The organism is Sorangium sp. So ce834 (assembly GCF_051521425.1).
Classification (GTDB): Bacteria; Myxococcota_A; Polyangia; order Polyangiales; family Polyangiaceae; genus Sorangium; species Sorangium cellulosum_D.
Map to the genome: position 1 here is coordinate 6,146,988 of NZ_CP150351.1, position 21,892 is coordinate 6,168,879.

General features: G+C 73.6%; 13 protein-coding genes and 1 tRNA gene. 6 read left to right on the forward strand and 8 right to left on the reverse strand.

Annotated features, from left to right (window positions below; genetic code table 11):
• The first annotated feature begins 154 nt into the window (after positions 1–154).
• Complete coding sequence (locus tag WMF20_RS22250) at positions 155–1,360, forward strand: pseudouridine synthase (protein WP_437616591.1); 1,206 nt, start codon at positions 155–157, stop codon at positions 1,358–1,360.
• On the opposite strand, the gene WMF20_RS22255 is transcribed toward WMF20_RS22250, so the two are convergent.
• Both WMF20_RS22255 and WMF20_RS22260 read right to left on the reverse strand, forming a co-directional pair.
• Positions 1,272–2,435: an AAA family ATPase gene (locus WMF20_RS22255; RefSeq protein WP_129576245.1), complete on the reverse strand. Its 1,164-nt coding sequence runs from the start codon at positions 2,433–2,435 to the stop codon at positions 1,272–1,274. The two genes, WMF20_RS22250 and WMF20_RS22255, sit on opposite strands and share 89 nt — an antisense overlap.
• Positions 2,436–2,636: 201 nt before the next feature.
• Positions 2,637–2,711 (reverse strand) — tRNA-Gly (locus WMF20_RS22260).
• 433 nt (positions 2,712–3,144) lie between these two features.
• On the opposite strand from WMF20_RS22260, the gene WMF20_RS22265 reads away from it, so the two are divergent.
• The gene (locus WMF20_RS22265; RefSeq protein WP_237245550.1) at positions 3,145–4,374 is read left to right on the forward strand and encodes an FHA domain-containing protein; all 1,230 of its coding nucleotides are present in this window, start codon (positions 3,145–3,147) and stop codon (positions 4,372–4,374) included.
• Between the two features lie 139 nt (positions 4,375–4,513).
• Here WMF20_RS22265 and amrB read toward each other — a convergent pair whose 3' ends face one another.
• Positions 4,514–5,779 carry an AmmeMemoRadiSam system protein B gene (gene amrB / locus WMF20_RS22270; protein ID WP_437616594.1) on the reverse strand — a complete coding sequence of 422 codons (1,266 nt, stop codon included), beginning with the start codon at positions 5,777–5,779 and terminating at the stop codon, positions 4,514–4,516.
• 273 nt (positions 5,780–6,052) lie between these two features.
• Here amrB and WMF20_RS22275 point away from each other — a divergent pair, with 273 nt between their 5' ends.
• Positions 6,053–6,655 (forward strand): YkgJ family cysteine cluster protein, encoded by a 603-nt coding sequence (locus tag WMF20_RS22275; protein ID WP_437616596.1) that lies wholly within the window; start codon positions 6,053–6,055, stop codon positions 6,653–6,655.
• Between the two features lie 30 nt (positions 6,656–6,685).
• On the opposite strand, the gene WMF20_RS22280 is transcribed toward WMF20_RS22275, so the two are convergent.
• The gene (locus tag WMF20_RS22280; RefSeq protein WP_129576249.1) at positions 6,686–8,860 is read right to left on the reverse strand and encodes a RelA/SpoT family protein; all 2,175 of its coding nucleotides are present in this window, start codon (positions 8,858–8,860) and stop codon (positions 6,686–6,688) included.
• A gap of 320 nt (positions 8,861–9,180) precedes the next feature.
• Between WMF20_RS22280 and hemW the strand changes: the two genes are divergently transcribed.
• Both hemW and WMF20_RS22290 read left to right on the forward strand, forming a co-directional pair.
• Positions 9,181–10,416, forward strand: coding sequence for a radical SAM family heme chaperone HemW (gene hemW / locus WMF20_RS22285; RefSeq protein WP_437616598.1), 1,236 nt, complete (start codon positions 9,181–9,183; stop codon positions 10,414–10,416).
• A gap of 73 nt (positions 10,417–10,489) precedes the next feature.
• Positions 10,490–11,431, forward strand: a complete 942-nt coding sequence (locus tag WMF20_RS22290; protein ID WP_437616600.1) for a pyridoxal-phosphate dependent enzyme — start codon at positions 10,490–10,492, stop codon at positions 11,429–11,431.
• Positions 11,432–11,478: 47 nt separating this feature from the next.
• On the opposite strand, the gene WMF20_RS22295 is transcribed toward WMF20_RS22290, so the two are convergent.
• Together WMF20_RS22295 and WMF20_RS22300 are read right to left on the reverse strand one after the other, a co-directional pair.
• Positions 11,479–12,243, reverse strand: a complete 765-nt coding sequence (locus WMF20_RS22295; protein WP_437616602.1) for a carbon-nitrogen hydrolase family protein — start codon at positions 12,241–12,243, stop codon at positions 11,479–11,481.
• A gap of 109 nt (positions 12,244–12,352) precedes the next feature.
• Positions 12,353–12,772, reverse strand: a complete 420-nt coding sequence (locus WMF20_RS22300; protein WP_237245555.1) for a response regulator — start codon at positions 12,770–12,772, stop codon at positions 12,353–12,355.
• A gap of 284 nt (positions 12,773–13,056) precedes the next feature.
• Between WMF20_RS22300 and WMF20_RS22305 the strand changes: the two genes are divergently transcribed.
• Positions 13,057–17,502: a protein kinase domain-containing protein gene (locus WMF20_RS22305; protein WP_437616605.1), complete on the forward strand. Its 4,446-nt coding sequence runs from the start codon at positions 13,057–13,059 to the stop codon at positions 17,500–17,502.
• A gap of 69 nt (positions 17,503–17,571) precedes the next feature.
• Here the strand turns inward: WMF20_RS22305 and WMF20_RS22310 are convergent, their stop codons facing one another.
• Positions 17,572–18,924 (reverse strand): hypothetical protein, encoded by a 1,353-nt coding sequence (locus WMF20_RS22310; protein WP_437616607.1) that lies wholly within the window; start codon positions 18,922–18,924, stop codon positions 17,572–17,574.
• A 182-nt stretch (positions 18,925–19,106) separates the two neighbouring features.
• Complete coding sequence (locus WMF20_RS22315) at positions 19,107–21,875, reverse strand: transglycosylase SLT domain-containing protein (RefSeq protein WP_437616609.1); 2,769 nt, start codon at positions 21,873–21,875, stop codon at positions 19,107–19,109.
• Between the last annotated feature and the right edge of the window lie 17 nt (positions 21,876–21,892).

A 21,892-nucleotide genomic window follows, 5' to 3' on the forward strand; every position in this document is an offset into this window, starting at 1 on the left:
GCTCGCCGCCGGCGCCGTCTGGGCGCGCCGGCGTCGACGCCGGGCTCGGGCGTGAGGAGCGCGCGGAACCAACGTTGGTCGACGCGGCGCGAGGGGCGTGCTTATCAGAGCCGCCCGCCGGCATCGCAGCGTCGGCGCAGGTCTCGAGCACACCATGGAAGAACGTCTGCAGAAGATCATCGCGCGCGCCGGCGTGGCGTCGCGCAGGTCGGCCGAGGAGCTCATCCTCGCCGGGCGGGTGCGCGTGAACGGCCGCGTCGTCACTGAGCTCGGCCTCAAGGCGGACCGGCAGAAGGACCGGATCGAGGTGGACGGCAAGCGCCTGGTCTCCGAGGCGCCGGTCTACGTGGCCCTGCACAAGCCGCGGAACGTCGTCTCGACCTTGCGCGATCCCGAGGGGCGCCCGACGGTCGCCGACTACGTGCGCGGCACGGGCGCGCGCCTCTACCCCGTGGGTCGGCTCGACTTCGCGACCAGCGGGATCCTGCTGATGACGAACGACGGCGACTTCGCCAACGCGCTGCTCCATCCGCGCGGCGGTGTGCCGAAGACGTACGTGCTGAAGGTCCAGGGCGTCATGAGCGACGACGACCTCAAGCCGTGGCGCGAGGGGATCCGCCTGGAGGACGGCGTCACGCTGCCGGCCGAGGCGCGGCTGCTCCGCCACGAGGGCGACAAGACGTGGCTCGAGGTGACGCTCCGCGAGGGCCGCAACCAGCAGATCCGGCGCATGGGCGAGGCGACCGGCTGGCCCGTGATGCGCCTGGCCCGGACGACGTTCGCGGGCGTGACCTCGGAAGGGCTCCGGCCGGGAGAGTGGCGCGCCTTGACGGTCGACGAGCTCCTTCACATCCGAGAGGCGTTCGGCGTGCCCAAGCGCATCCGTGGCGCGGTGATGGGCGCGTCGTCTGGACCGGTCGACCATCGCCGCGCCGCCGGCCTGGCCCGGTCGAGCGCGAAGGCGTCGCCTCGAGTCGCGCCCGAGGCCGCCGGCCCGTCCGCGCGCGGCCGTGGGCCCGCGGCGCCGCGGGCTCGCGCGCGGTCCGGCGCCGACGCCCCGAGCGCGCCCGGCTTCGGCCCGGCTGCGCCCAGGGCCCGCTCCAGGGCCACCGCCGACGCCCCGAGCGCGCCCGGCTTCGGCCCGGCCGCGCCGAGGGCCCGCTCCAGGGCCACCGTCGGCTCGCCGCCGGCGCCCGGCGCGGGCCCGGCCGCGCCGAGGGCCCGCTCCAGGGCCACGGTCGGCTCGCCGCCGGCGCCCGGCGCTGGCCCCGCTAGATCTGCGCGAAACGCCCGCTCCGAAACGACGCCTCGAGCAGCTGAGACACGCGCGCCTCGAGCTCGCGGGCGCGGGCGTCGTTGATGCCGGCGAGCGCCTGCTTGATCTCGCCGAGCGCCTTCAGCTGACTGAACAGCTGCACATCGCCGAGCGCGGCGCCCCCCGTGAGGATCTGCCGGATGCGGTCGATCTCCGCGGCGAGCGCCTCCACCCCGACCCCGAGCGCGCCGACGCGGCGGCGTTCCGGGTGCTCGCGGAAGAACGCCTCCAGCACCGGCTGCACGATGCCCTCGAGGATCGCCGCCTGATCCTGGTTGTTCCAGATGTGCTTGAGCACGAAGAAATCGCTCGCGTCCGTGGTCTGACGGCCGTCGAGGTAGGCGCTCGCGGCGAAGAGCTTGAGCATCTTCACGACGCGGCGGTCCGAGAGCGATATCCCCTCGGCGCGGATCTGGAACACCAGCCCCTTGTAGGCCGACAGGAACGCGTCGCCGAAGTTCATCCGCGCGCCGAACCCCCGGCCGAGCTCGGCGAGCTCGCGCGCGGCGACGAGGGGGCGGAGCGGCTCGCCGGCCATGTGCCGGATCTCCTGCTGGATGCCGCGCTGGAGCAGCTCGCTGAAGTGGTAGGCGTCGAGGTTGTCGGACTGCACGCGCAGGAGGAAGCGGTCGAAGATCGCCGTCAGCGTCTCGTCGCCCGGCACCTCGTTCGAGGCCGCGAACACGCTGATGAGCGGGCAGCGGATCACCTGGCCGCCGCTCGAGAACTTGCGCTCGTTCAGCAGCGTGAGCAGCGCGTTCAGGATCGCGCTGTTCGACTTGAAGACCTCGTCGAGGAAGACGATCTCGGCCTCGGGGAGCATCCCCGACGTGTTCCGGCGGTAGACGCCCTCGCGGAAAGCGCCGATGTCGACGGGGCCGAAGATCTCGTTCGGCTCGGTGAAGCGCGTGAGCAGGTACTCGAAGTACTGGGCCTGCATCAGCTCGGCGAGCGTGCGGATGAGCGCGCTCTTCGCGGTCCCGGGCGGGCCGAGGAGCACGCAATGCTCCCCCCCGACGACCGCGATCATGAGCAGGCGGATGATCTCGTCCTTGCCCAGGAACTGCCGCTCGAGGCTGTGGGCAAGGAGGCGCAGGCGCTCGTGGAGCGGAGCGGACATGAGGCGACTCCTCGTATCACAGGCCCGCCGCCCGGCGCATCGATCGGCGCATCGATCGCGCACATCGGTCAGCGCTTCGAGCCCCGTCGCGCCCCGTGCTTCCCCCGCCGGCGCCCGCGCGCCGGGCCATGGAACAAAACACAGAGGCCGGTGGGTCGCACCGGCCTCGCTGGTCTGCTCGCTGTTGCAGAGCCTATGTCGTGGAGCGGGAGACGGGATTTGAACCCGCGACGTCAACCTTGGCAAGGTTGCACTCTACCACTGAGTTACTCCCGCAGATGTCAATCATCCAATTCAGAAATTCATTCTCGGGACAGCCGACTGAACCTCTGAAAGCGCTCGTCAGAGATTTCCTGATTCGCGCCGGGTCATCACCGGAGGGCGCCTCCGTCGATGCGTGGCGGATGAGTACCAATCGGCGTGACCAGAGTCAAGCTCTGAAGAACAAAACCTTAAAACTTCCGTCGCCGGCAGGTTGCACGGCCGCTCTGGTCGAGTATTGTGTGGCCATTGCGAGCGAGGGGGCTCGCCAAGCAGCACCGCGCAAGGTGCCGCTCACAAAAGCCTTCGCGTTCGCGACAGCGGCACCGTGTGGCGCGCTCTTACATCATAAGGGTGCCCGCCGCTCGGCGCGCTCTTGGTTGGCCTGGGTCGACCAGGCAGGTCCTTTGGACTTGGGGGGAGCATGAACGAACAGACTGCTTTGCGAGTGGACGTTGCGGAGACAGCGGCGCCGGTCCTTCAGAAGGAGTACCGGTCCGGAGTCCACGCCAAGCGACAGGATGACGACGGCGGGTGGGGGCTCGTCCTGATCGGGCTCGATGGTCCGCCGCGGATCGTGAGCCTCATGGACGGCGCCGTGATCGGCAGCGCCGCGCGCGACGGGCGCATCGAGGGGAGCGGGGTCGCGCCGGAGCACGCCAAGATCAGCGTCCGCTCCGACGGTTGTTACATCGAGGACATGGACACCCACGACGGGACGTGGGTGAACGGCGTCCGCGCCCGCCGCATCGGCGTGATGCACGGCGACGTGGTGCGGCTCGGCCAGCAGCTCGCCGTCTTCGTCGAGCGGCACCTCGCGCTGTACGACGGCGCGCCGTCGCGCCTCGGGCCGCTCGTGTTCGGCTCGAAGCAGCGCAAGGACTGGATCGATCCGGTGATGAAGCTCGTGCAGTCGGGCTCCAGCGTCTGCATCGAGGGCGCGCCCGGGGTCGGCAAGCGCACGCTCGCCCGCCTCGCCGCCGCGGTGCGCGAGGGCCTGGGCGAGACCCTGGTCGTCGACGGCGGCGCCGAGACGAAGCCGGTCATCCCGCCGGGCGCGCGGCCGATGACCTGGCTGGTCCTCGACGCCGATCGCCTGCCGCGGCCGCAGCAGCTGGAGATCGCGCACTCGGTCGGCCGCTCGAACGGCGTCAGCATCATCGCGACGACCGGGCAGCCTCTCGATCGGGCGGCCGGCGACGGGCGCGTGGCGCCGTGGTTCGCGTCGCTCTTCTCCGGCAAGCGGATCACGATCCCGACGCTCGAGATGCGGCGCGAGGACGTGCCGCTCATCGTGCGCGACATCGCGGAGCGCAACGCGATCGGCCTCGATCGCTTCACCCCGCAGCTCCTGGAGGCGCTCGTCCGCGCCGGCTGGCCGGGCGGCGTGCCGCAGCTCGAGAACGCCATCGTGACGGCGGCGCAGGCCTCGCCGGACGGCCCGCTCTCCGTCACGCCGATCGCGGGCTCGCTCGCGCGCGGCCCGCGGGTGAAGCCGAACCTCCCGCCGGCGACGGATCCGTCGCTCGCGCGCGCCCGCCTCGAGGACGCGCTCGCCCGCGCCAACGGCTCCGTCGCGTCGGCGGCGCGGGCCCTCGGCATGTCGCGGCAGGCGATCTACCGCGAGGCCGACCGGCTCGGCCTCGACATCGCGCGCCGCAGGGTTCCGCGCGGCTGAGCCGACCACCGCCGTACGCCAGGGAGCCTCGCGGCGCGACAGCGCCGGAAGGGGCTCCCGGCGCGCCCCACGACGACGCGCGTCGGACGAGCGCGCTTCGCCCGTGATGACGCGCGACGCGCCGAGCAGGCGCGCACCTTCACCCGTAGAATCCGAGCGACGTGTGGCTGACGATCGATCCCTCCTCGGGGTCGACGCACTGCTCGTAGTTCAGCAGCTCTCCGCGCGACGACGGCGGGAGGGCGCGGAGCAGCGTGTAGATGGGGCCTAGGCCGCAGACGCGGCGGGTGCCGAGGTCCTGGGCGACATCGGCGAAGAAGCCCGGCGGATCGACCGACGTCGCGCGCTCGATCGACGCGAGATCGCGATCGCGCAGCGCCATCCGCTGGCGCTCGTCGAGCGGCGCGGGGTCGCCGAAGCGCGGCCCGACGTGGGCGAGGTCCGCCCCAGCGATCACGAGCACGCGGCCGGGGCGCCTCGCCAGCGCGCCGCGGAGCGCCGTCAGGAACGACTCGGCGCCGTCGTCCTGCGCGGGGTCGTGGCGCCGCGCCTGGCACTCCGAGAGGCCGCAGAGGATGGGCACGATCGACGCCGCGCGGCCGCCGAGGAGGTGCCGCACGAACACGGCCTGGAACTCGATCGAGTGCTCGTTCTTGTGCAGGTACTGATCCTCGTGCACGTCGAAGCGGCTCGCCGCCTCGAGCTCGGCGATCATCTCGCGATCCGGATCGAGCGGGCCGAGCGGCGTCGCGAACGTCTTCTCGCAGACCGCGTACGGTCGACGCATCGGCGCGTGCGACGTCCCGAGCAGAACGAAGGTGTCGACCTTCTCCAGCCCCGGCGCGGCCAGCGCCTGCTCGAGCGCGGCGTAGGCGTGCCCGTAGCCGGCCGCGGCGCGCCAGAGGTCCATGTGCGGCGCGCAGAGCCCGACCATGCGCTCCGGCGCGCCCTGGGCCGCGGCGCGCGCCGCTCCGCCCTGCGGCCGCGCGACCCCGAGGCACTGGCGCTCGATGAACTCGGCGAGCTTCAGCCGATCGCCGTGGTACGCGCCGCCCGCGTGGGCGGCCGTCCGGATCGGCGCCGCGTCGAACGACCGCACGACGGTCCGCCGGCGCGCGTGGAACCGCGGGCTGTCCAGCATCCACGCGTCCTCCAGCTCGTCGGCCAGCTGCGCCACGTAGGCGGCGTCCACGCGCTGGCCGGTCGACCGGGAGGCGTCGCGCGCGATCTCGTCGATCGATCGCCGCCCGTCGAAGCGCGCGAGCACCGCGGAGCTCCCGGCGGGCACGACGACGGCGGACGGCGCGATGCCCTCGGTGTCGCGCAGCATCAGCGCGCGGCCGTGGCGCTCATCCTGGATGACGACGACCTCCAGAGCTCGAAGCTTCGGGCGCAGAGATGACATCGTTCGCGAGGATAGCGCGTGCGCGCTCGCCGCCCAGCGCGCGAAGCACGCGCGCCCGCCGCGGCCGAGGCGGCGTCCGCCGGTCGCTGGGCGGCTCGCCTCCGGGAAGGCCGCGCTTGTGCCGCGCGTCAGCGCTCCCGGCGCGCCCGCGGATTGCCGCTTCGCGGCGGCGCCGCGCGGCACTAGGCTCGCGCCTCGGGATCCGCCCGCTCCGATCCCGCCTCGCGCCGGCCGCCGTCGTGCGCGCGGACGCACGAGAGCTCGCCCTGACGAATGCGCCGCACCGCGACCCCTGAGCCGCACGCCCGTGAAGCCGATCTGCTCGCCGAGCTCTCGGCCGTGTACCGCGAGGCGGAGGAGGTCTTCCATGGCTGGACCTGCCAGGCCTCGACCGAGTGCTGCCGGTTCGGCATCACGGGCCGCGAGCCGTACGTGACGTCGATCGAGCTCGCCGCCGTCCGGCGCGCGATCGCGGCCCTGGGCGGCCCCCGGGCGCTCCAGGGCATCGTGCGAGCAGGCGGGGCTCTGGCGCCCGAGCCGACGGCGTCCGCCGGCGAGCCGGGCCGGCGGCGCGCGCTGCCGCAGGCGGCGGAGCGGCGGTGCCCGCTGCTCACCGACGCCGGTCGCTGCGCGATCTACGCCGCGAGGCCGCTCGGGTGCCGCACGTTCTTCTGCGATCGCGCCGCCGCCGGATCGCCGGTGCGCCACCACGACGTGACCCGGCTCGTGCGCAAGGTGCAGGAGATCGCGGCGCGGCACGAGCCGGGCGGCGACCTCGGCCGCCCCCTCACCCGCGCGCTCCCGGACGCCGGCCCGGGCGCCGCAGGTGGTCCGCCCAGGGCGAGCGGCGGGGCGCGCGCTCGCCGCGGCCGCTGACGCGCCGGCTCAGGCCGCTGACGCGCCGGCTCAGGTCCGCTCGACCGCCATCACGCCGGGGATCCGCTGCAGGCGCCGGATGACGCTCTTCAGCTGCGCGAGATCGGAGCAGAGGAAGGTGAACGTGTTCATCGCCCGGCCGTCGTCGCCCGCCCGGCACGTCGCCTCGCTGATGTTGATGCCCTGCTCGTGGAACGTGTGGCCGACCGTCGCGAGGATGCCCGGCCGGTTCGCCGTCATCACCTTGATCTGCACCGGGCGGTTGATCTTCGCGCGCGAGTCCCACGAGATCTCCACGCGGCGCTCGGGATCCGTGTCGAACGCCTTGGCGCAGTTGCGGCGGTGGACCGTGATGCCGCGGCCGCGCGTGATGAACCCGACGATCTCGTCGCCGGGGAGCGGGTTGCAGCACTTCGTGTAGCGGACGAGGACATCGTCGATGCCGTTCAGGAGGATGCCGTGGCTGTCGCGCCCCGTGACCTTGCGGACGAGCGACTCGATGCGCCCTTCCTTGATCGACTCGGGCGGCGTCGTCGGGGTGCCCTTGTCGTTCTCCTTGGGGGTGGGCGCGAGGAACTCGCACACCGCGCGGACGCTCACCTTGCCGTAGCCGACCGCGATGAACAGCTCGTCGGCCGAGGCGACGCCGAACTTGTCCATGACCTTGCGCAGCTCGGCCTCGTTCTTGGTGAGGCGGCTCAGGCTCATGCTCCGCTGGTGCATCTCCTTCTCGAGGAGCTCGCGGCCGAGCTTGAGCGACTTCTCGCGCTGCTCCGCGCGCAGGTAGTTGCGGATCTTGGAGCGCGCGCGGCTGGTCGACACGTAGTCGAGCCAGTCCTTCGACGGGTGCTGGCTCGGGTTGGTCATCACCTCGACGACGTCGCCGTTCCGGAGCTTCGAGCGGAGCGGGACGATGGCGCCGTTGACCCGCGCCCCCGAACAGTGCTCGCCGACCTTCGTGTGGATCGCGTAGGCGAAGTCGATCGGCGTCGATCCGCGGGGGAAGACGCGCACGTCCCCCTTCGGCGTGAAGACGTACACCTCGTCCTGGAACAGGTCGACCTTGACGCTCTCCAGGAACTCGGCCGGGTCCTTGAGCTCCTTCTGGAACTCCATCAGCTGGCGGAGCCAGCCGAACCGCGCGGCGTCCTTCGGGTCGATGCCGCCGGAGTTGTTCTCCTTGTATTTCCAGTGCGCCGCGATGCCCTGCTCCGCCACGCGGTGCATCTCGTGGGTGCGGATCTGGATCTCGATCCGCTCGCGCCCGGGCCCGATGACCGTCGTGTGCAGCGACTGGTACATGTTCGGCTTGGGCAGCGCGACGTAATCCTTGAAGCGGCCGGGGACCGGGGTCCACTGCGAGTGGATGACGCCGAGCGTCGCGTAGCAGTCGGCGACCGACTCGACGAGCACGCGGAACGCGATGACGTCGTAGACCTGGTCGAAGTCGCACTGCTGCGCCTGCATCTTGCGCCAGATCGAGTAGAGGTGCTTCGCGCGGCCGGTGACGTCGACCGCGAAGCCCTGCTCCGCGAGCTTGCCCGCGAGCACCTTCGAGACCTCGTGGATGTACTTGTCGCGCTCCTTCGCGGTCGTCTTGACCTTCTGCGAGAGGTCCGCCCACGCCTCCGGCTCGATGTACCTGAACGACAGGTCCTCGAGCTCGCTCTTGAAGCGCGCGATGCCGAGGCGGTTCGCGAGCGGGGCGTAGATCTCCATCGTCTCCCGGGCGATCCGGTCCTGCGCCTCGGGCTTCATGAACTCGAGCGTCCGCATGTTGTCGAGGCGGTCGCACAGCTTCACGAGGAGCACGCGGATGTCGCGCGCCATCGCCACCAGCATCTTGCGGAAGTTCTCGGCTTGCCGATCCTCCTTGGAGGCGAAGTTGATCTTCGAGAGCTTCGTCACGCCGTCGACGAGGAACGCCACCTCCTGGCCGAAGGTGTTCTCGATGTCGGTGGTCGTCGCGAGGGTGTCCTCGACGACGTCGTGCAGGAGCCCGGCGCAGACGCTCGCCGTGTCCAGCTTGAGCTCGGTGATGATCGCGGCGACGCTCGCCGGGTGGGAGAAATACGGGTCGCCGCTCTTGCGGGTCTGCCCCCTGTGGGCGTCAGAGCTGTAGGCGTAAGCCCGGGCGATGAGATCGACGTCTGCAGCCGGCTGGTAGGTCCGAACGCGATCGACAAGCTCCGTCAACGTCAGCATGAAGAGTTCGGCGGGCGCAATGCGCCCTCTCCCTTTGGCACGCTAACACCGCGATCTAGGCCCCGCAATTGTGTCACCATGCGCGTCTCCGGCGCGGGTCGCGCCGCCGATCCATTTCTCATCTCCCGCAGCGGCCGCCCCAGCCGCGTCCGTCGCCTCGGTTACGTCAGTCACGTCGGTCACGTCAGCTAGGTCGATTGCCCCAGTCGCGTCGGTCGTCTCGGCCGAGCGGGTCGCGTCGGTCTCGTCCGTTGCGCCAGTCGCATCCGTCGCTTCCGTCGCATCCGTCGCATCCGTTGCGCCCTATGTTCATGGATTCCATGGAGCCGATCACCGCCTACGTCCACTTCCCCTGGTGCCTCAAGAAGTGTCCCTACTGCGACTTCGTCTCGTTCGCGAAGGCGCGGGAGGCGATCGACCACCGCGGCTATGCCGACGCCGTGCTGGCCGAGCTCCGGAGGCGGGCGGATGCGCTGGGCGAGCGCGAGCTCCGGAGCGTGTTCTTCGGCGGCGGGACGCCGTCCCTGTGGGAGCCGGAGGAGATGGGCAGGGTGCTGTCCGCCATCACCGCGGCCGCCGGCCGGCTCTCGCCCGACCTCGAGGTGACCGTCGAGTGCAACCCGACCTCGCTCGACGAGCAGCGGGCCCGGGCGTTCCGAGCGGTCGGGGTCAACCGTTTGAGCGTCGGCGTTCAGGGGCTCGACGTGGAGCGGCTCCGGTTCCTCGGCCGCCTGCACGACCCAGACGGGGGGCTCGGCGCGCTCGCGGCGGCGCTCCGGTCCGGGATGCCGCGCGTGAGCGGCGATCTCATCTACGGTGTCGCGGTGGGGACGGCCGAGGAAGCGCGGGAGCAGCGCCCGGAGCACGCCGCCGCCGAGGCGCGCGCCGTGGCCTCGACCGGCGTGACCCACATCTCGGCGTACAGCCTCACGGTCGAGCCGGGCACCTCGTTCGGAGAGCTGGCGCGGCGCGGGCGCCTGCCGCTCGCCGGAGACGACGGGGTGGCGGACACGTTCTTCGCGATCGACGAGGCGCTCGAGGCCGAGGGGCTCGCCCACTACGAGGTCTCGAATTACGCGAAGCCCGGCCACGAGGCGCGCCACAACCTCGGCTACTGGAAAGGCGTCGATTACGTCGGGCTCGGGTGCGCCGCCTACGGCACCGTATCGCGCCCGGATCCGCGCTGGGGCCTGAGATCGGCCAGCGCGGTGGACGGCGGCGAGGCGTTCGCGATCCGCTACCGGAACCTCGTGAGCCCGGACCGGTACATGGCCACCATGGCCGAGGACGGCGGGCCGGTCCCGGTGGAGAGCGACGAGCGGCTCGCCCCGGAGACGCGCCTGTTCGAGCGGATCATGCTCGGGCTCCGGCTGCGCGAGGGGCTCGATTTCGAGGCGGCGGCGGCGGCGCTCGGGGTGCCGGCGTGGACGCCCGCGCGACGGCGGGCCGCGGAGCGGCTCGAGCGCGCCGGCCGCCTGAAGGTCGACGGCGGGCGGCTCAGCGTCCCGCGGGCCGCCTGGATCTTCGCCGACGGCGTCGCGGCCGACCTGTTCTGACGCCACGCCGCGGGCGCCGGCGCGGCGCGCTCGCGGTGGACGTCGGGCGCAGGCCGCGCTCCGATGCCGGTCCATGAGCCCCTTGCCGACGATCGAGGACATCCGCCGCGCCGCCGCGCGCCTCGCGCCGCACGCCCACGTGACCCCCGTCATGACCAGCCGGACGATCGACGGCATGGCCGGCGCCCGCGTCTTCTTCAAGTGCGAGAACCTGCAGCGGGTCGGCGCGTTCAAGTTCCGCGGCGCGTGCAACGCGGTCCTGGCCCTCTCGGACGAGGACGCGCGCCGCGGCGTCGCCACCCACTCCTCGGGCAACCACGCCGCCGCGCTCGCGCTCGCCGCCCGCATCCGCGGCGTCCCTGCGCACATCGTCATGCCCGAGAGCGCGCCCGCCGTGAAGCGCGCCGCCGTCGAGGGCTACGGCGCCCGGATCGTGACCTGCGCCCCCACGCTCCGGTCGCGCGAGGAGACGCTCGCCCGCGTGCTGTCCGAGACGGGCGCGATCCTGGTCCACCCGTACAACGACGCGCACGTCATCGCCGGCCAGGGCACGGCCGCGCTGGAGCTCGCGAGCCAGGTGGAGGACCTCGACGCCGTTGTCGCGCCCGTCGGCGGCGGCGGGCTGCTCTCGGGCACCGCCGTCGCGACAAGCGCGCTGTCGCGCGCGCGCACGGTCGGCGCCGAGCCCCAGGCGGCCGACGACGCGGCCCGCTCGCTGCGCGAGGGGAAGATCCTCCCCTCGAACGACCCGACCACGATCGCGGACGGCCTCCGCACCTCGCTCGGCGAGCTCACCTTCGCGGTCCTGCGCGAGCGCGGGGTCGAGATCGTCACCGTGGGCGAAGAGGACATCGTCAAGGCGATGCGCGTCGTCTGGGAGCGAATGAAGATCCTCATCGAGCCGAGCTCGGCGGTCCCGGTGGCCGCCGTCCTGCTGCGCAAGGTCCAGGGGGCGCGGATCGGCGTCATCCTGAGCGGGGGAAACGTCGACCTGAGCAAGCTCCCGTTCGCCTGAGCGCGACCGCGGGCGCGCCGGCGTTGGGCGAGCTCCCTCGGCTCCCCTCAGCGCTCGCGCCGGCCCTGCCCGAGGCGCAAGGCGGCGCGCACGACGCTCGGCCCCGGACCGGGCGGCGCCGCCGCGACCGTTCGCCCGTCGGCGTCGAGGATGCGCGAGCCGCCCTGGCCGTCCAGCGCGGGCCGCGACGGCCCCCAGTTCGCGTTGACGATCGCCACGCGGTGGCGCCGCGCGAGCGCGGGCAGGAGCTCGGCGCGCGCGTCGCCCTCCCCGGGCGGATCGACCCAGGCCGTCGGGAAGAGTAGCAGATCGGCCGCGTCGAGCGCCTCGCCCGCGTCCTCGGAGAGGAAGTGGACGTCGAAGCAGATCGCGAGCGCCACCTTCACGCCGAGCAGATCGAGGACCGGGGTCCCGAGATCGCCAGGCGCTGCCCAGCGCTCCGGGAACCAGGGGTGGCGCTTGCGGTAGTGGCCGACGCGCCGCCCGTCGCGGTCGAAGACGAGCAGGGCGTTGTAGAAGCGGCCCCGGCTCTCCTCGACGAGCGGGCCCGCCAGCGCGATGCCGTGCTTGCGCGCGAGCTCGGAGAGCCGCCGCGCGGACTCGCCGTCGAGCGGCTCCGCGAAGCGGCGCAGATCGCTCTCGCCCCGCGGCGAGACGTAGCCCGTGACGATCAGCTCGGGCAAGAGCGCGAGATCGGCCCCGGCGAGCGCGGGCGCGCCGAGGAGACGATCGATCGCCGCGAGCGAGCCCCGGAGGTCGCCGAAGCGCTGCGGCAGCTCGAGCGCGACCGCGTCGAGGGAGCGGGCGCTCACGGCGATGGCCCGGCGCGCGCGCGCCGCGGCCGACATGCCGCGGAGGCCGGCGGCGCTCCCGGCATGTCGACCAGCACCGCGCGCCGGAGGGTCACGGGGCGCGCTCGGCTCAGCGGAGGTTCTTCGTCGCCTGGAGCTGGTGCAGGCTCACCGCGAGGTCGACCTGACGGCGCAGATCCGAGGCGATCCAGGGCTTCGTGATGATCCGGAAGCTCGCGCTCTCCCGGGAGATCTTCTGGATCTGCTCCACGTCGGTCGGCGCGCAGACGAGCACCGGGACGTAGCTCAGCCCCTGCCGGCGCAGCTCGCGCAGCAGCGCGAGCCCGCTGAAATGAGGCATCCGGTAGTCCGCGACGACGACGGAGGGCGGCTCCTTCACCGCCGCCGCGAGCGCGCGGCGCGGATCGCCGAAGGTGCGGACCTGGTAGCCGGAGCGGAGCGCCCGGTCCATGAGGTCCAGGTTGCTCTCCTCGTCGTCGACGGCGTAGAGGAGCGTTCCTTGGCCCCGGCCACTCGAGGGTGGCGGCATGCTGCCAGAATGCGGGGCATTGCCCATCAAGCGCGAGGGTATCAGACCTCGTCCTCTCGCACCACGCGCTCACGCCGAAGTAATCTCGGTTGTCTGACTCACGCCCAGCGCCGGACCGCGAAGCGCGCTGCGCCGCGGGACCGCAGGGATGGGCGCCGCGGAGCCCTGGGCGCGGCCCCCGACGCGCGGCCGCGGCCGGCCTCGGGCCGCGCGAGCGATCAACCTGGGCTGTCAGCGGCGTTCACGATCCCCTCCGGCGGCGTTCGGCTGTAAGAGATCAAGAGATGTCCGCTCGCGATGGATTGCTCGAGGTCGGCGCGCTCGTGGACGGCCGGTATCAGGTGCTCGGCCACCTCGGCAGCGGTGGTCACAGCGTCGTTTACGAGGCGCGCCAGATCGTGACCACCCAGCGCGTGGCCCTCAAGCTGCTGCGCCCCGAGGCGCTGCGGCGCTCGCGCGAGTCCGGCTCGCAGGAGGCGCGCTTCGAGCGGGAGATGCAGGTCATCGCCCAGCTGAGCCACCCGAACATCGTCCGCCTCCTCGACGCCGGGCGCCTGCCCGAAGGCGAGCTCTACCTGGCCCTGGAGCACGTCGACGGCGAGACGCTGACCGCGCGCTGCCAGCGCACGCGGGGGATCGAGCCGAACGAGGCGAAGCGGCTGATGCTCCAGGTGCTCGACGCCATCGGCTTCGCCCACGAGCGCGGCGTCATCCACCGCGACCTCAAGCCGCACAACATCATGGTCACCGGCTCCGGCAAGCGGACGCACGTCAAGGTGCTCGACTTCGGCATCGCCGCGCTGATCGGCGAGGCCCGCGCCGCCGACTACCGCGCGCTCACGCCGACCGGCGAGTTCAACGGGACCCCGGCCTACATGGCCCCGGAGCAGCTCGTGCAGTCGACCCCGACCACAGCGGCGGACATCTACGCATGGGGGCTCACCTTCCTCGAGTGCCTGATCGGCGCGCCGGTGATGCACGAGGCGACGGTCGCCGAGGTCATCTTTCGCCAGCTGAGCCCCGAGCCGGTGCCCATCCCCCGCGCCCTCCGCGGCCACCCGCTCGGCGCGCTGCTCGCGCAGGCGACCGCCAAGTCGCCGGCGCACCGCTTCCGGTCCGCCCGCGACGCGTACGAGCTGCTGGAGGACTGCGACGTGTCGGCCATCCCGTGGCCGCTGCCCCGCGACGACGAGCGCGGCGGCTCGCCGGAGCAGCGGGCCATCGCGACGCGCGCGGTGCACCACGCCGCGGCGGACCAGGAGACGCAGCTCGTGCCCTCCGCGCCCGAGCCGCCGCCGGGCACGCAGCGCAGATCGCCCGAGCAGCAGCGGCAGGACGAGCGGCTCGGCGCGGCGCCGACGCTCGCCATCCCGGGCCGCGGCCTCGCGCCCGCCGAGCCGCCGGCGAGGCCGATCCGCAACGCGTCGATCCAGCTCGGCGCCGCGGAGGGCCCGGAGACGCCGCTGGCCCCGAAGCTCCCCTCCTTCCCGAGCGCCGCCCCGAGCGCCGCGCCCGGGACGCGGCCGGTGACCGTCACCGGCCGCGGCGAGCGCCGCCAGCTCACCGTGCTGGTCTGCGGGCTCGCCGGCGCCGAGCGCATCGCCGACACGGTCGACAGCGAGGCGTTCCACGAGCTCGTGCAGATGTTCCAGGCCGCGTGCGCCCAGGTGATCGGGGCGCAGGAGGGGGTGTTCCTCCGCTCGCCCGGCGAGGAGACGGTCGCCTACTTCGGTCACCCCGTGGCCAAGGAGGACGACGCCCTCCGCGCGGTGCAGGCGGCGCTCGATCTGGTCGAGCACATGTCCCGCCTGAACGCGCGGGAGATCGTGTCCGTGCCCCTGTCGGTGCAGGTCGGCGTGCACACCGGGATCGTCGTCGTGGCCGACAGCGACGCCGTGCCCTCGCTCGCCGGTCCGACCCTGAACGCCGCGACGCAGCTGAAGGCCCACGCCGAGCCGGGGACGGTGCTCGTCAGCCGCGCCACGCAGAAGCTCATCGAGGGCTATTACTACATGGACGCGCTCGGCGAGATCAGCCCGAAGGGCGCGCGCCAGCCGATCGAGATCTTCGCGGTGCAGGGGCGCACGACCGCGCGGGACCGGCTCGACGCGAGGATGCACCATGGGCTCACCCCGCTCGTCGGGCGGGACAGCGAGCTCGACGAGCTCGCGACCCGGTGGTCGCGGGCGTCGGGCGGCGCCGGGCAGGTCGTGCTGCTGACGGGCGAGGCCGGCATCGGCAAGTCGCGGAGCGTGCGCGCCTTCCGCGACCGGCTGGCCGGGACGCCGCACCTCTGGCTCGAGGCGCGCTGCTCGCCGCAGCTCCAGAACAGCGCGTTCTATCCGGTGATCGAGCTGCTCAACGCGCTGCTCGCGGGCGATCGCGATCGCGCGAGCACGCTGAGCGGCTCGACCGCGGCGCCGAGCGAGCGCGGGGCGCCCTCGGACAAGGGCGGCGACCGGCTCGAGCGGCTGGAGCAGCTGCTCGCCGAGGCGGAGGCGGGGCCGCTCGCCGTGCCGCTGCTCGCCGCGCTGCTGTCGATCCCGACCGAGGGCCGCCACCCGGCGCCGGCGCTCACCCCGCAGCGACAGCGGCAGGAGACCATCGCCTCGCTCCTCCAGCTCTTCCTCGGGCTCGCCGATCGGCAGCCGCTCGTGCTCACGGCCGAGGACCTGCACTGGGCCGATCCGTCGACCCTGGAGCTGCTCGGCCGGCTCATCGACGAGGGGCGGCCGTCGCCGCTGCTGCTGCTCCTGACCGCGCGCCCCACGTTCACGCCGCCGTGGCCGCTGCGATCGCACTTCACCCAGATCCACCTCGCGCCGCTCAGCGCCGAGCGGATGCGGGCGCTCATCCAGCAGCTGGCCGGCGCGTACGCGACGAGCGGCGCGTCGGCCATCCAGGCCCCGCTGCCCGACGAGGTGATCCGGACGCTGGCCGAGCGCAGCGACGGCGTCCCGCTGTTCGCCGAGGAGCTCACGCGCATGGTCCTCGAGTCGGCCGCCGCCAAGGCGGCCGCAGGGGAGCCGGGCGGCTCGCCGAGCGCCGCGAGCGGGTGGATGGGCGCGCTCGAGACCCCGGTCACCCTCCAGCACTCGCTGATGTCGCGCCTCGACCGCCTCGGCCCGGCGAAGGAGGTCGCGCAGCTCGGCGCGGTGTTCGGCCGCACGTTCGGCTACGAGGCGCTCGAGCTCTGCGCGGGCGGCGGCGCGGGCGGCGAGCCGCTCCTCATGGCGTCGAGCCCCGCGGCGCTGCGCGAGGCGCTCGCGCAGCTCGTCGACGCCGAGCTGCTCTTCCAGCGGGGGCGCCCCCCGCGCGCGACGTACACGTTCAAGCACGCGCTGGTGCAGGACGCGGCCTACCAGTCGCTGCTGCGCAGCACCCGGCAGGTGTACCACGCGCGCATCGCCGCCGTGCTGGCCGAGCGCTTCCCGGGGACGCCGCCCGAGCTGCTCGCGCACCACTACACCGAGGCCGCGCTGGTCGGCCCCGCCGTCGCGGCCTGGCAGCGCGCCGGGGAGGCCTCGCTCATCTCGTCCGCGCACGCCGAGGCGAAGAGCCACCTCCGCCGCGGGCTCGAGCTCCTCAAGCAGCTGCCGGAGACGAAGGAGCGGGCGCGCGACGAGATCACCCTTCAGACGACGCTCGGCGTCCCGCTGATGATCACGCGCGGCTACGCCGCCCCGGAGGTCGAGGCGGCGTACGCGCGCGCGCACGCGCTCTGCCGCGAGGCGGGCTCCTCGCCGCAGCTCTTCCCCGCGCTGTGGGGGCTCTGGATCTTCTTCCACGTCCGCGGCGACTACGCGCTCGCGGAGCAGCACGGCGAGCAGCTGCTCGCGCTCGCCGAGAGCACGGGCGACCCGGGGATCTCGCTCGGCGCTCACCAGGCGCTCGGCGCGACGCGCTTCCTCCGGGGGCGCCTCGGCGAGGCGCGCGAGCACTTCAACAAGGTGCTGTCGATCTACGATCCCGCGCGTCACCTGCCGCTCGCCTTCCTCTTCGGCCACGACGCCGCGGCGTTCTCGCTGTCGCACCTCGCCTGGATCGCGTTCCACCTCGGCGAGCCGGAGCGGGGCAAGGCCTCGATCGACGAGGCGATCGCGCTGTGCGAGGAGCTGAACCAGCCCGTGAGCCGGGGCTTCGTCGAGCACTTCGCCGCGGTCCTGTGCTGCCTGCTCGGCGACGTCGCCGGCGCGGAGGCGCACGCGCGCGTGCTCAGCGAGCTCGCCGAGGAGGTGGGCATGCCCCACTGGGCGGCGCTCAGCCAGATCGATCTCGGCTGGGCGGCGGCGGCGCGCGCGGCGCAGGGGCCGGCCGGCGCGGACGCGCGGGCGCGCTACGCCGAGGGCGCCGCGCGTATCCGCGGAGGCCTGACGATGCTGATGGGCGTCGGCAGCCGCGTGTCGCTGACCTACTGGCGAGCGGCGCTCATCGACGCGGAGCTCGGCGCCGGCAACGTCGACGAGGCCGGCGCCCTGCTCGACGACACGCTCTCCTTCGTCGAGAAGAGCGACGAGCGCTACTTCGAGGCCGAGCTCTGCCGGCTCGAGGGCGAGATCGCGCTCGCGCGCCGCGCGCCGACCGCCGCGGAGGCGCGGGCGCGCGCGGAGGCCGCCTTCCGGAAGGGGCGCGAGATCGCCGCGCGGCAGGGCGCGCTCGGCCTCTTGACGCAGATCTTCGATCGCCGCGGGGCGCGGGTCGACGCGGGGGACGCGCAGGAACAGCGGTGAGGGGCGGCGCGCGCAGGGCGGCGCGGCGCGAGGGGCGGAGCTCCGGCAGGGGCGCGCCGGCGCGCGGCGCTAGAGATCGCCGTGGATCGGCGACGGCACCCGCCACTGGACGATCTCGGCGTGCTGCTCGCCGTTGAAGGGCCGCTCGAGGAGCCGGGGGCAGCACTGCCGCGAGCGGAACAGCTCGAGGATGTAGCTCATGCGCTCGCTCAGCAACGCCCAGTCCTCGGCGCCGCAGCCGGCCGTCGTCTGGTCGTGGGCATCGTACTTGAGCAGGAGCTCGTAGAGCTCGCGATCCTCGATGGTCGCGAGCTCGGCGCAGTGCAGCGGCTGGCCGGGCGGCGCGGGGAGATCGTGGCCGAGCTCGAGGAGCTCGTCCGGCAGGCGCATGGTCATCATCTCCTTGGTCGCGATCGCGCGCCAGAACGCCTGCACCTTCTCGACCTTGTCGAGGACCATCGACTGGAGCGCCTCGGGGAGGCCGACCGTGTCGACCACGCAGCGGACGGGCGCGTTGAGCGCCCGCGCGATGTACGGCTGGAGCCGCACCTGCTCGTGCAGCCCGACGCGCGCGTTGGCGAGGAGGATGCGCTCCGCCTTCTCGTCTTTGTCCTCCGTGAGCATCGCCTCGTGGTAGTGCTCCATGGCGCTGCGGAGCAGCCCCTGCCCTCCGTCCGTGGACGGCCCCGACTGCAGCCCCTCGACCAGCGCCGCGAGCTCGTCCTTCCCCGGCCGCGGGCAGCTCCGGTAGAGCTGGATCATGCGGGCGAAGAGCGGCCCGAGCTCCTCGAACACCTTGAGGTTGCCGAGCGCGATGTCCTCGCTGAGCTCGGACAGGATGCGCTCCGGCAGCTCCATGAGCCCGAACCCCTGCCCCCACCAGGGCGCGATCAGCTCGACGGCGCTGATCCGCCACGCGCTCGCCCGCTCTGGCTCGCCCTTGCCGCGCCTCCTCAGGAGGCGCGGCACGACCGCCTCCCGCTCCTCGTCGTCCGAGAGGATCAGCCACCGGAGCACCGACGGCACCTCCTCGTTGCGGATGAACCTCCCTGCAGTCTTGGAGGCCCACGTGGCGAACGTGCACCAGTGGGCGTTGCCGCCGCCGAGCAGCTTCACGAGCTCCGCCGAGATCTCGTAGTAGCACTGGGTGATGAGCAGGTTGCGCAGCACCGGCTGATCCGAGAGCTCGATGACCGCCTGTACCCTGTCGAGCAGCGAGGCCGGCTCGGACGCCTCGGCGGGCGTCACCCTCGCGGCGATCCGCGTCGAGCGCTCCACCACGCCGCTCCGCGTCACGCGGGTCGACGGAAACGGCGACTCCGCCGTCAGGGGGAGAGGAGGCCGGAAGGCGGTGTCGTGGAAATTCGTGGCGTGATCGCTCGCTGGTATGGCGGACATCAGCGGCTTTACAGGGGTCGTCATTCTCCCGTGCTATCTCCAATTGATGCCAGATGTCCATACCTGTCCATAAGTCCATCTTGCCAATGGCAGCTGGCTCACCAGATCTCGACAGAATGCTGCTGCGGCGCTGAACGCGCGGTTCCCCCTTGCGTCGCGTCAAGCACGCGGCGCAGCAACGTGACGGCGCGCGGCGATCGCCGCTGTCACGGCGACGTTGCGGGCGGCGCAGCGGAGGCGGGGACGTCCGTCGCGAGCGGGCTCGCGCCGCGTACGCCGGGGCCGCCGCGGGGCCACGTCGTGACGCTCACCCGGTGCTCGCGGCCGAAGGTCCGCGCGACCACGGCGCGCACATCGGCCGGCTCGACCTCCTCGAGCGCGCGCAGGAGCCGCGGCAGGCTGCCCGGATCGAGCGCGGCGCGCAGGCGCAGATCCGTGATCGGCCGCGGGGACGCGGGGGGCGGCGCGGCGGCGGCGCGGCGCGCGAGCTCCTTCTCCAGCTCGATCTTGAGCAGCGCCTTGGCGAGGGCGAGCTCCTTCCAGGTCGGCCCGGACGTCGCGAGCGCCGCGAGCTCGGCGTCGAGGCGCTGCTCCAGCTCGGCGGCGCTGCGCGACGGGGCGGGCGTGAGCTCCACCGCCGCCACGCTCGCCTGCGCGCCGAGCGACAGCCGGCCGGTCACCTCGGACGCGAGCTGCCCCTCGGTCACGAGCGCCTTCGCGAGCCGCGCGACGCGCGGGCCGGTGAGGATCTCCATCGCCACGCGGAGCGGCGCCTCGTCCGCGCCCCCCTCCTGCGGCGCGATCCAGCCGTAGAGCAGCCGCGGCGACGGCACCGCGTCCTCGAGGACGATCCGCTCCTCGCGCGGGTGCGGCCCGATCGGCCGCTCCGGCTCGGCGACGACGCGCTGGAGCGAGCGCGCGAGCGCCCGCTCGACCGCCGCGCGCGAGACGTCGCCGGAGAGCGCGATCGTCGCCTGGGCCGCGGCGCGCTCGCGCCGGAGCGACTCGGTGAGCAGGAGCTCGCTGGCCGCGCCCGCGTCGGCGCGCGCCCCGAGCAGCGTGCCCTCGAGCGGGTGGCCCGCGGGGAACAGCGCCTCCCCGAGCGCGAGCCACGACGGGCCGTACGGCGCCAGCTCGAGCGCGCGCCGCGAGGCCGCGCCGGCCTGCCTCCGGAGCTCGGCCACGCGCCCCGCGCTCGCCTCGTCGAGCAGCATCCGGAGCCGCGCCGCGACCAGATCGACGCCGATCTCGAGATCCCGCGGCGGGACGGTGATCGCGACGCGCGCCTCGCTGGCGAGCGCCGGCCCCGCCGCCGCGGCGTCGCCCGCGGACCGCGCCGGCACCGCGACGGACGCGCTGATCGAGACGAGCGGCGCCGCGGGGTCCTCACGGAGGTCGACCGCGATGCCGTTCGGGAGCCGGAAGCGCTGCACCTGCTCCAGGCCGAGCCCGGCGAGCAGGCCGATCTGCTTCTCGATCGCCGCCTCTCGGCCCTTGAGGGCGCGCCGCGCGCCCGGGCCCTCGACGGCGTCGAACGGCGACGCCGGGGCGAGGCGGCCGCTCCGGAGGCCGAGCGGATCGTCCTCGAACGCGGGGCGGAAGCCGACGCCGCCGCCGATCATCACGATCGGGAGCTTGGCCTCCAGCGCCTCCGGGTTGGCGAGGAGCGGCATCGGCGCCGGCGCCTGGCCGGGCGGGGTGAAGAGCGGGAGCCGGTTCCGGCCGAGCGACACGGGGCGGGGCGGCAGCGACCCGTCGCCCAGCGCGAGCTCGCCGCCCGCGCCGCGCGGCGGCAGCGCGCCGGCCAGGCCGTCGCCCTCGTCCTCGTCGAGCTCCTCGTGGTCGAGGTACGCCGGGAAGAGCGCCATCGCGCGCGCGACGCGGTCGGCGGGCAGCGCGATCAGGTGGTCGGCGCGGCCCGGCGGGACGCGGTCGCGCAGGAGCTCGGGGTTGTGCTCGCGCAGCGCGGCCGTGGAGATGCCCGCGGCGCGCGCGACGGTCCGGAGCCGCGTCCCCGGCGGCACCGCGACCTCGCCGAGGTCGAGCGGGGCGACCGGCGCGACGTCGGGCAGGTCGAGCCCGAAGCGCGCGCGGTTCCCCGCGACGATCGCGAACGCCACGATCTGTGGCACGTAGTCCGCGGTCTCCTTGGGGACGGCGCCGGCCTGCGCGAGCTCGGCGAGCCCGATGGGCCCGCGCGCCTCGGGATCGCGCGCCGCCGCGACCTTCGCGAGCGCGCGGAGGACGCCCTCGTGGCCGAAGTTGTACGCCGCGAGCGCGAGATCCCAGCGGCCGAAGCGCTCGTAGAGGTCGCGCAGGTGCGCGGTCGCGGCGTCCGTGGCGCGCGTGAGGCTCATGCGCGCGTCGATCCACTCGGACTGCTCCAGGCCGTAGGCCTCGCCGGTCCTCGGCATGAACTGCCAGAGCCCCGCCGCGCCGGCCGGCGAGACCGCCCGCGGATCGAAGCCGCTCTCGACCGCCGCGACCCAGAGGAGGTCCTCCGGGAGGCCCGCCTCGCGGAGCGCGCGCTCGATGATCTCGCGGTAGGCGCCGGCGCGCCGGAAGCGGCGCTGGAACACGGCGCGCCCCTCCTCCGACTGGGCGAAGAAGCGGACGAACCGCATCGTGCGGCGCGTGAGCGGGACGTCGAGATCCGGCATCGCCAGCGTGGACAGCGTCGCCCCGTCGGGGTCCTCGAGATCCTCGTCCGCCGCGGGCTGGAACTCGCGCACGAGGAGCGCCGTGACGGCGGGCGGCGCGTCGTCGACCGGCGCCGGCGGAGGGCACGCGAGCGCCGGCGTGACGTCGGTCGGCGCCCGCGCGCGCGCGGGATCGAGCAGGCCGGGATCGCGGAAGGCGCGGTACGCCGCCGAACAGGACGCGCGCAGCGAGGGCGCCTGGCCGACGGCCGCGCCCGCCATGCAGATCAGCGCGCCGAGCCCGGTCCACAGAGCGGCTCGCCGTGCCCAGCTCATCAACGCCGATCTTGCTC

Coding starts and splice junctions, on each gene's coding strand:
- WMF20_RS22250 (WP_437616591.1), top strand. CDS start 155: ATGGAAGAACGTCTGCAGAAGATCATCGCGCGCGCCGGCGTGGCGTCG.
- WMF20_RS22315 (WP_437616609.1), bottom strand. CDS start 21,875: ATGAGCTGGGCACGGCGAGCCGCTCTGTGGACCGGGCTCGGCGCGCTG.
- WMF20_RS22300 (WP_237245555.1), bottom strand. CDS start 12,772: ATGCCGCCACCCTCGAGTGGCCGGGGCCAAGGAACGCTCCTCTACGCC.
- WMF20_RS22290 (WP_437616600.1), top strand. CDS start 10,490: ATGAGCCCCTTGCCGACGATCGAGGACATCCGCCGCGCCGCCGCGCGC.
- hemW (WP_437616598.1), top strand. CDS start 9,181: ATGGAGCCGATCACCGCCTACGTCCACTTCCCCTGGTGCCTCAAGAAG.
- WMF20_RS22255 (WP_129576245.1), bottom strand. CDS start 2,435: ATGTCCGCTCCGCTCCACGAGCGCCTGCGCCTCCTTGCCCACAGCCTC.
- WMF20_RS22275 (WP_437616596.1), top strand. CDS start 6,053: ATGCGCCGCACCGCGACCCCTGAGCCGCACGCCCGTGAAGCCGATCTG.
- amrB (WP_437616594.1), bottom strand. CDS start 5,779: ATGTCATCTCTGCGCCCGAAGCTTCGAGCTCTGGAGGTCGTCGTCATC.
- WMF20_RS22310 (WP_437616607.1), bottom strand. CDS start 18,924: ATGACGACCCCTGTAAAGCCGCTGATGTCCGCCATACCAGCGAGCGAT.
- WMF20_RS22305 (WP_437616605.1), top strand. CDS start 13,057: ATGTCCGCTCGCGATGGATTGCTCGAGGTCGGCGCGCTCGTGGACGGC.
- WMF20_RS22280 (WP_129576249.1), bottom strand. CDS start 8,860: ATGCTGACGTTGACGGAGCTTGTCGATCGCGTTCGGACCTACCAGCCG.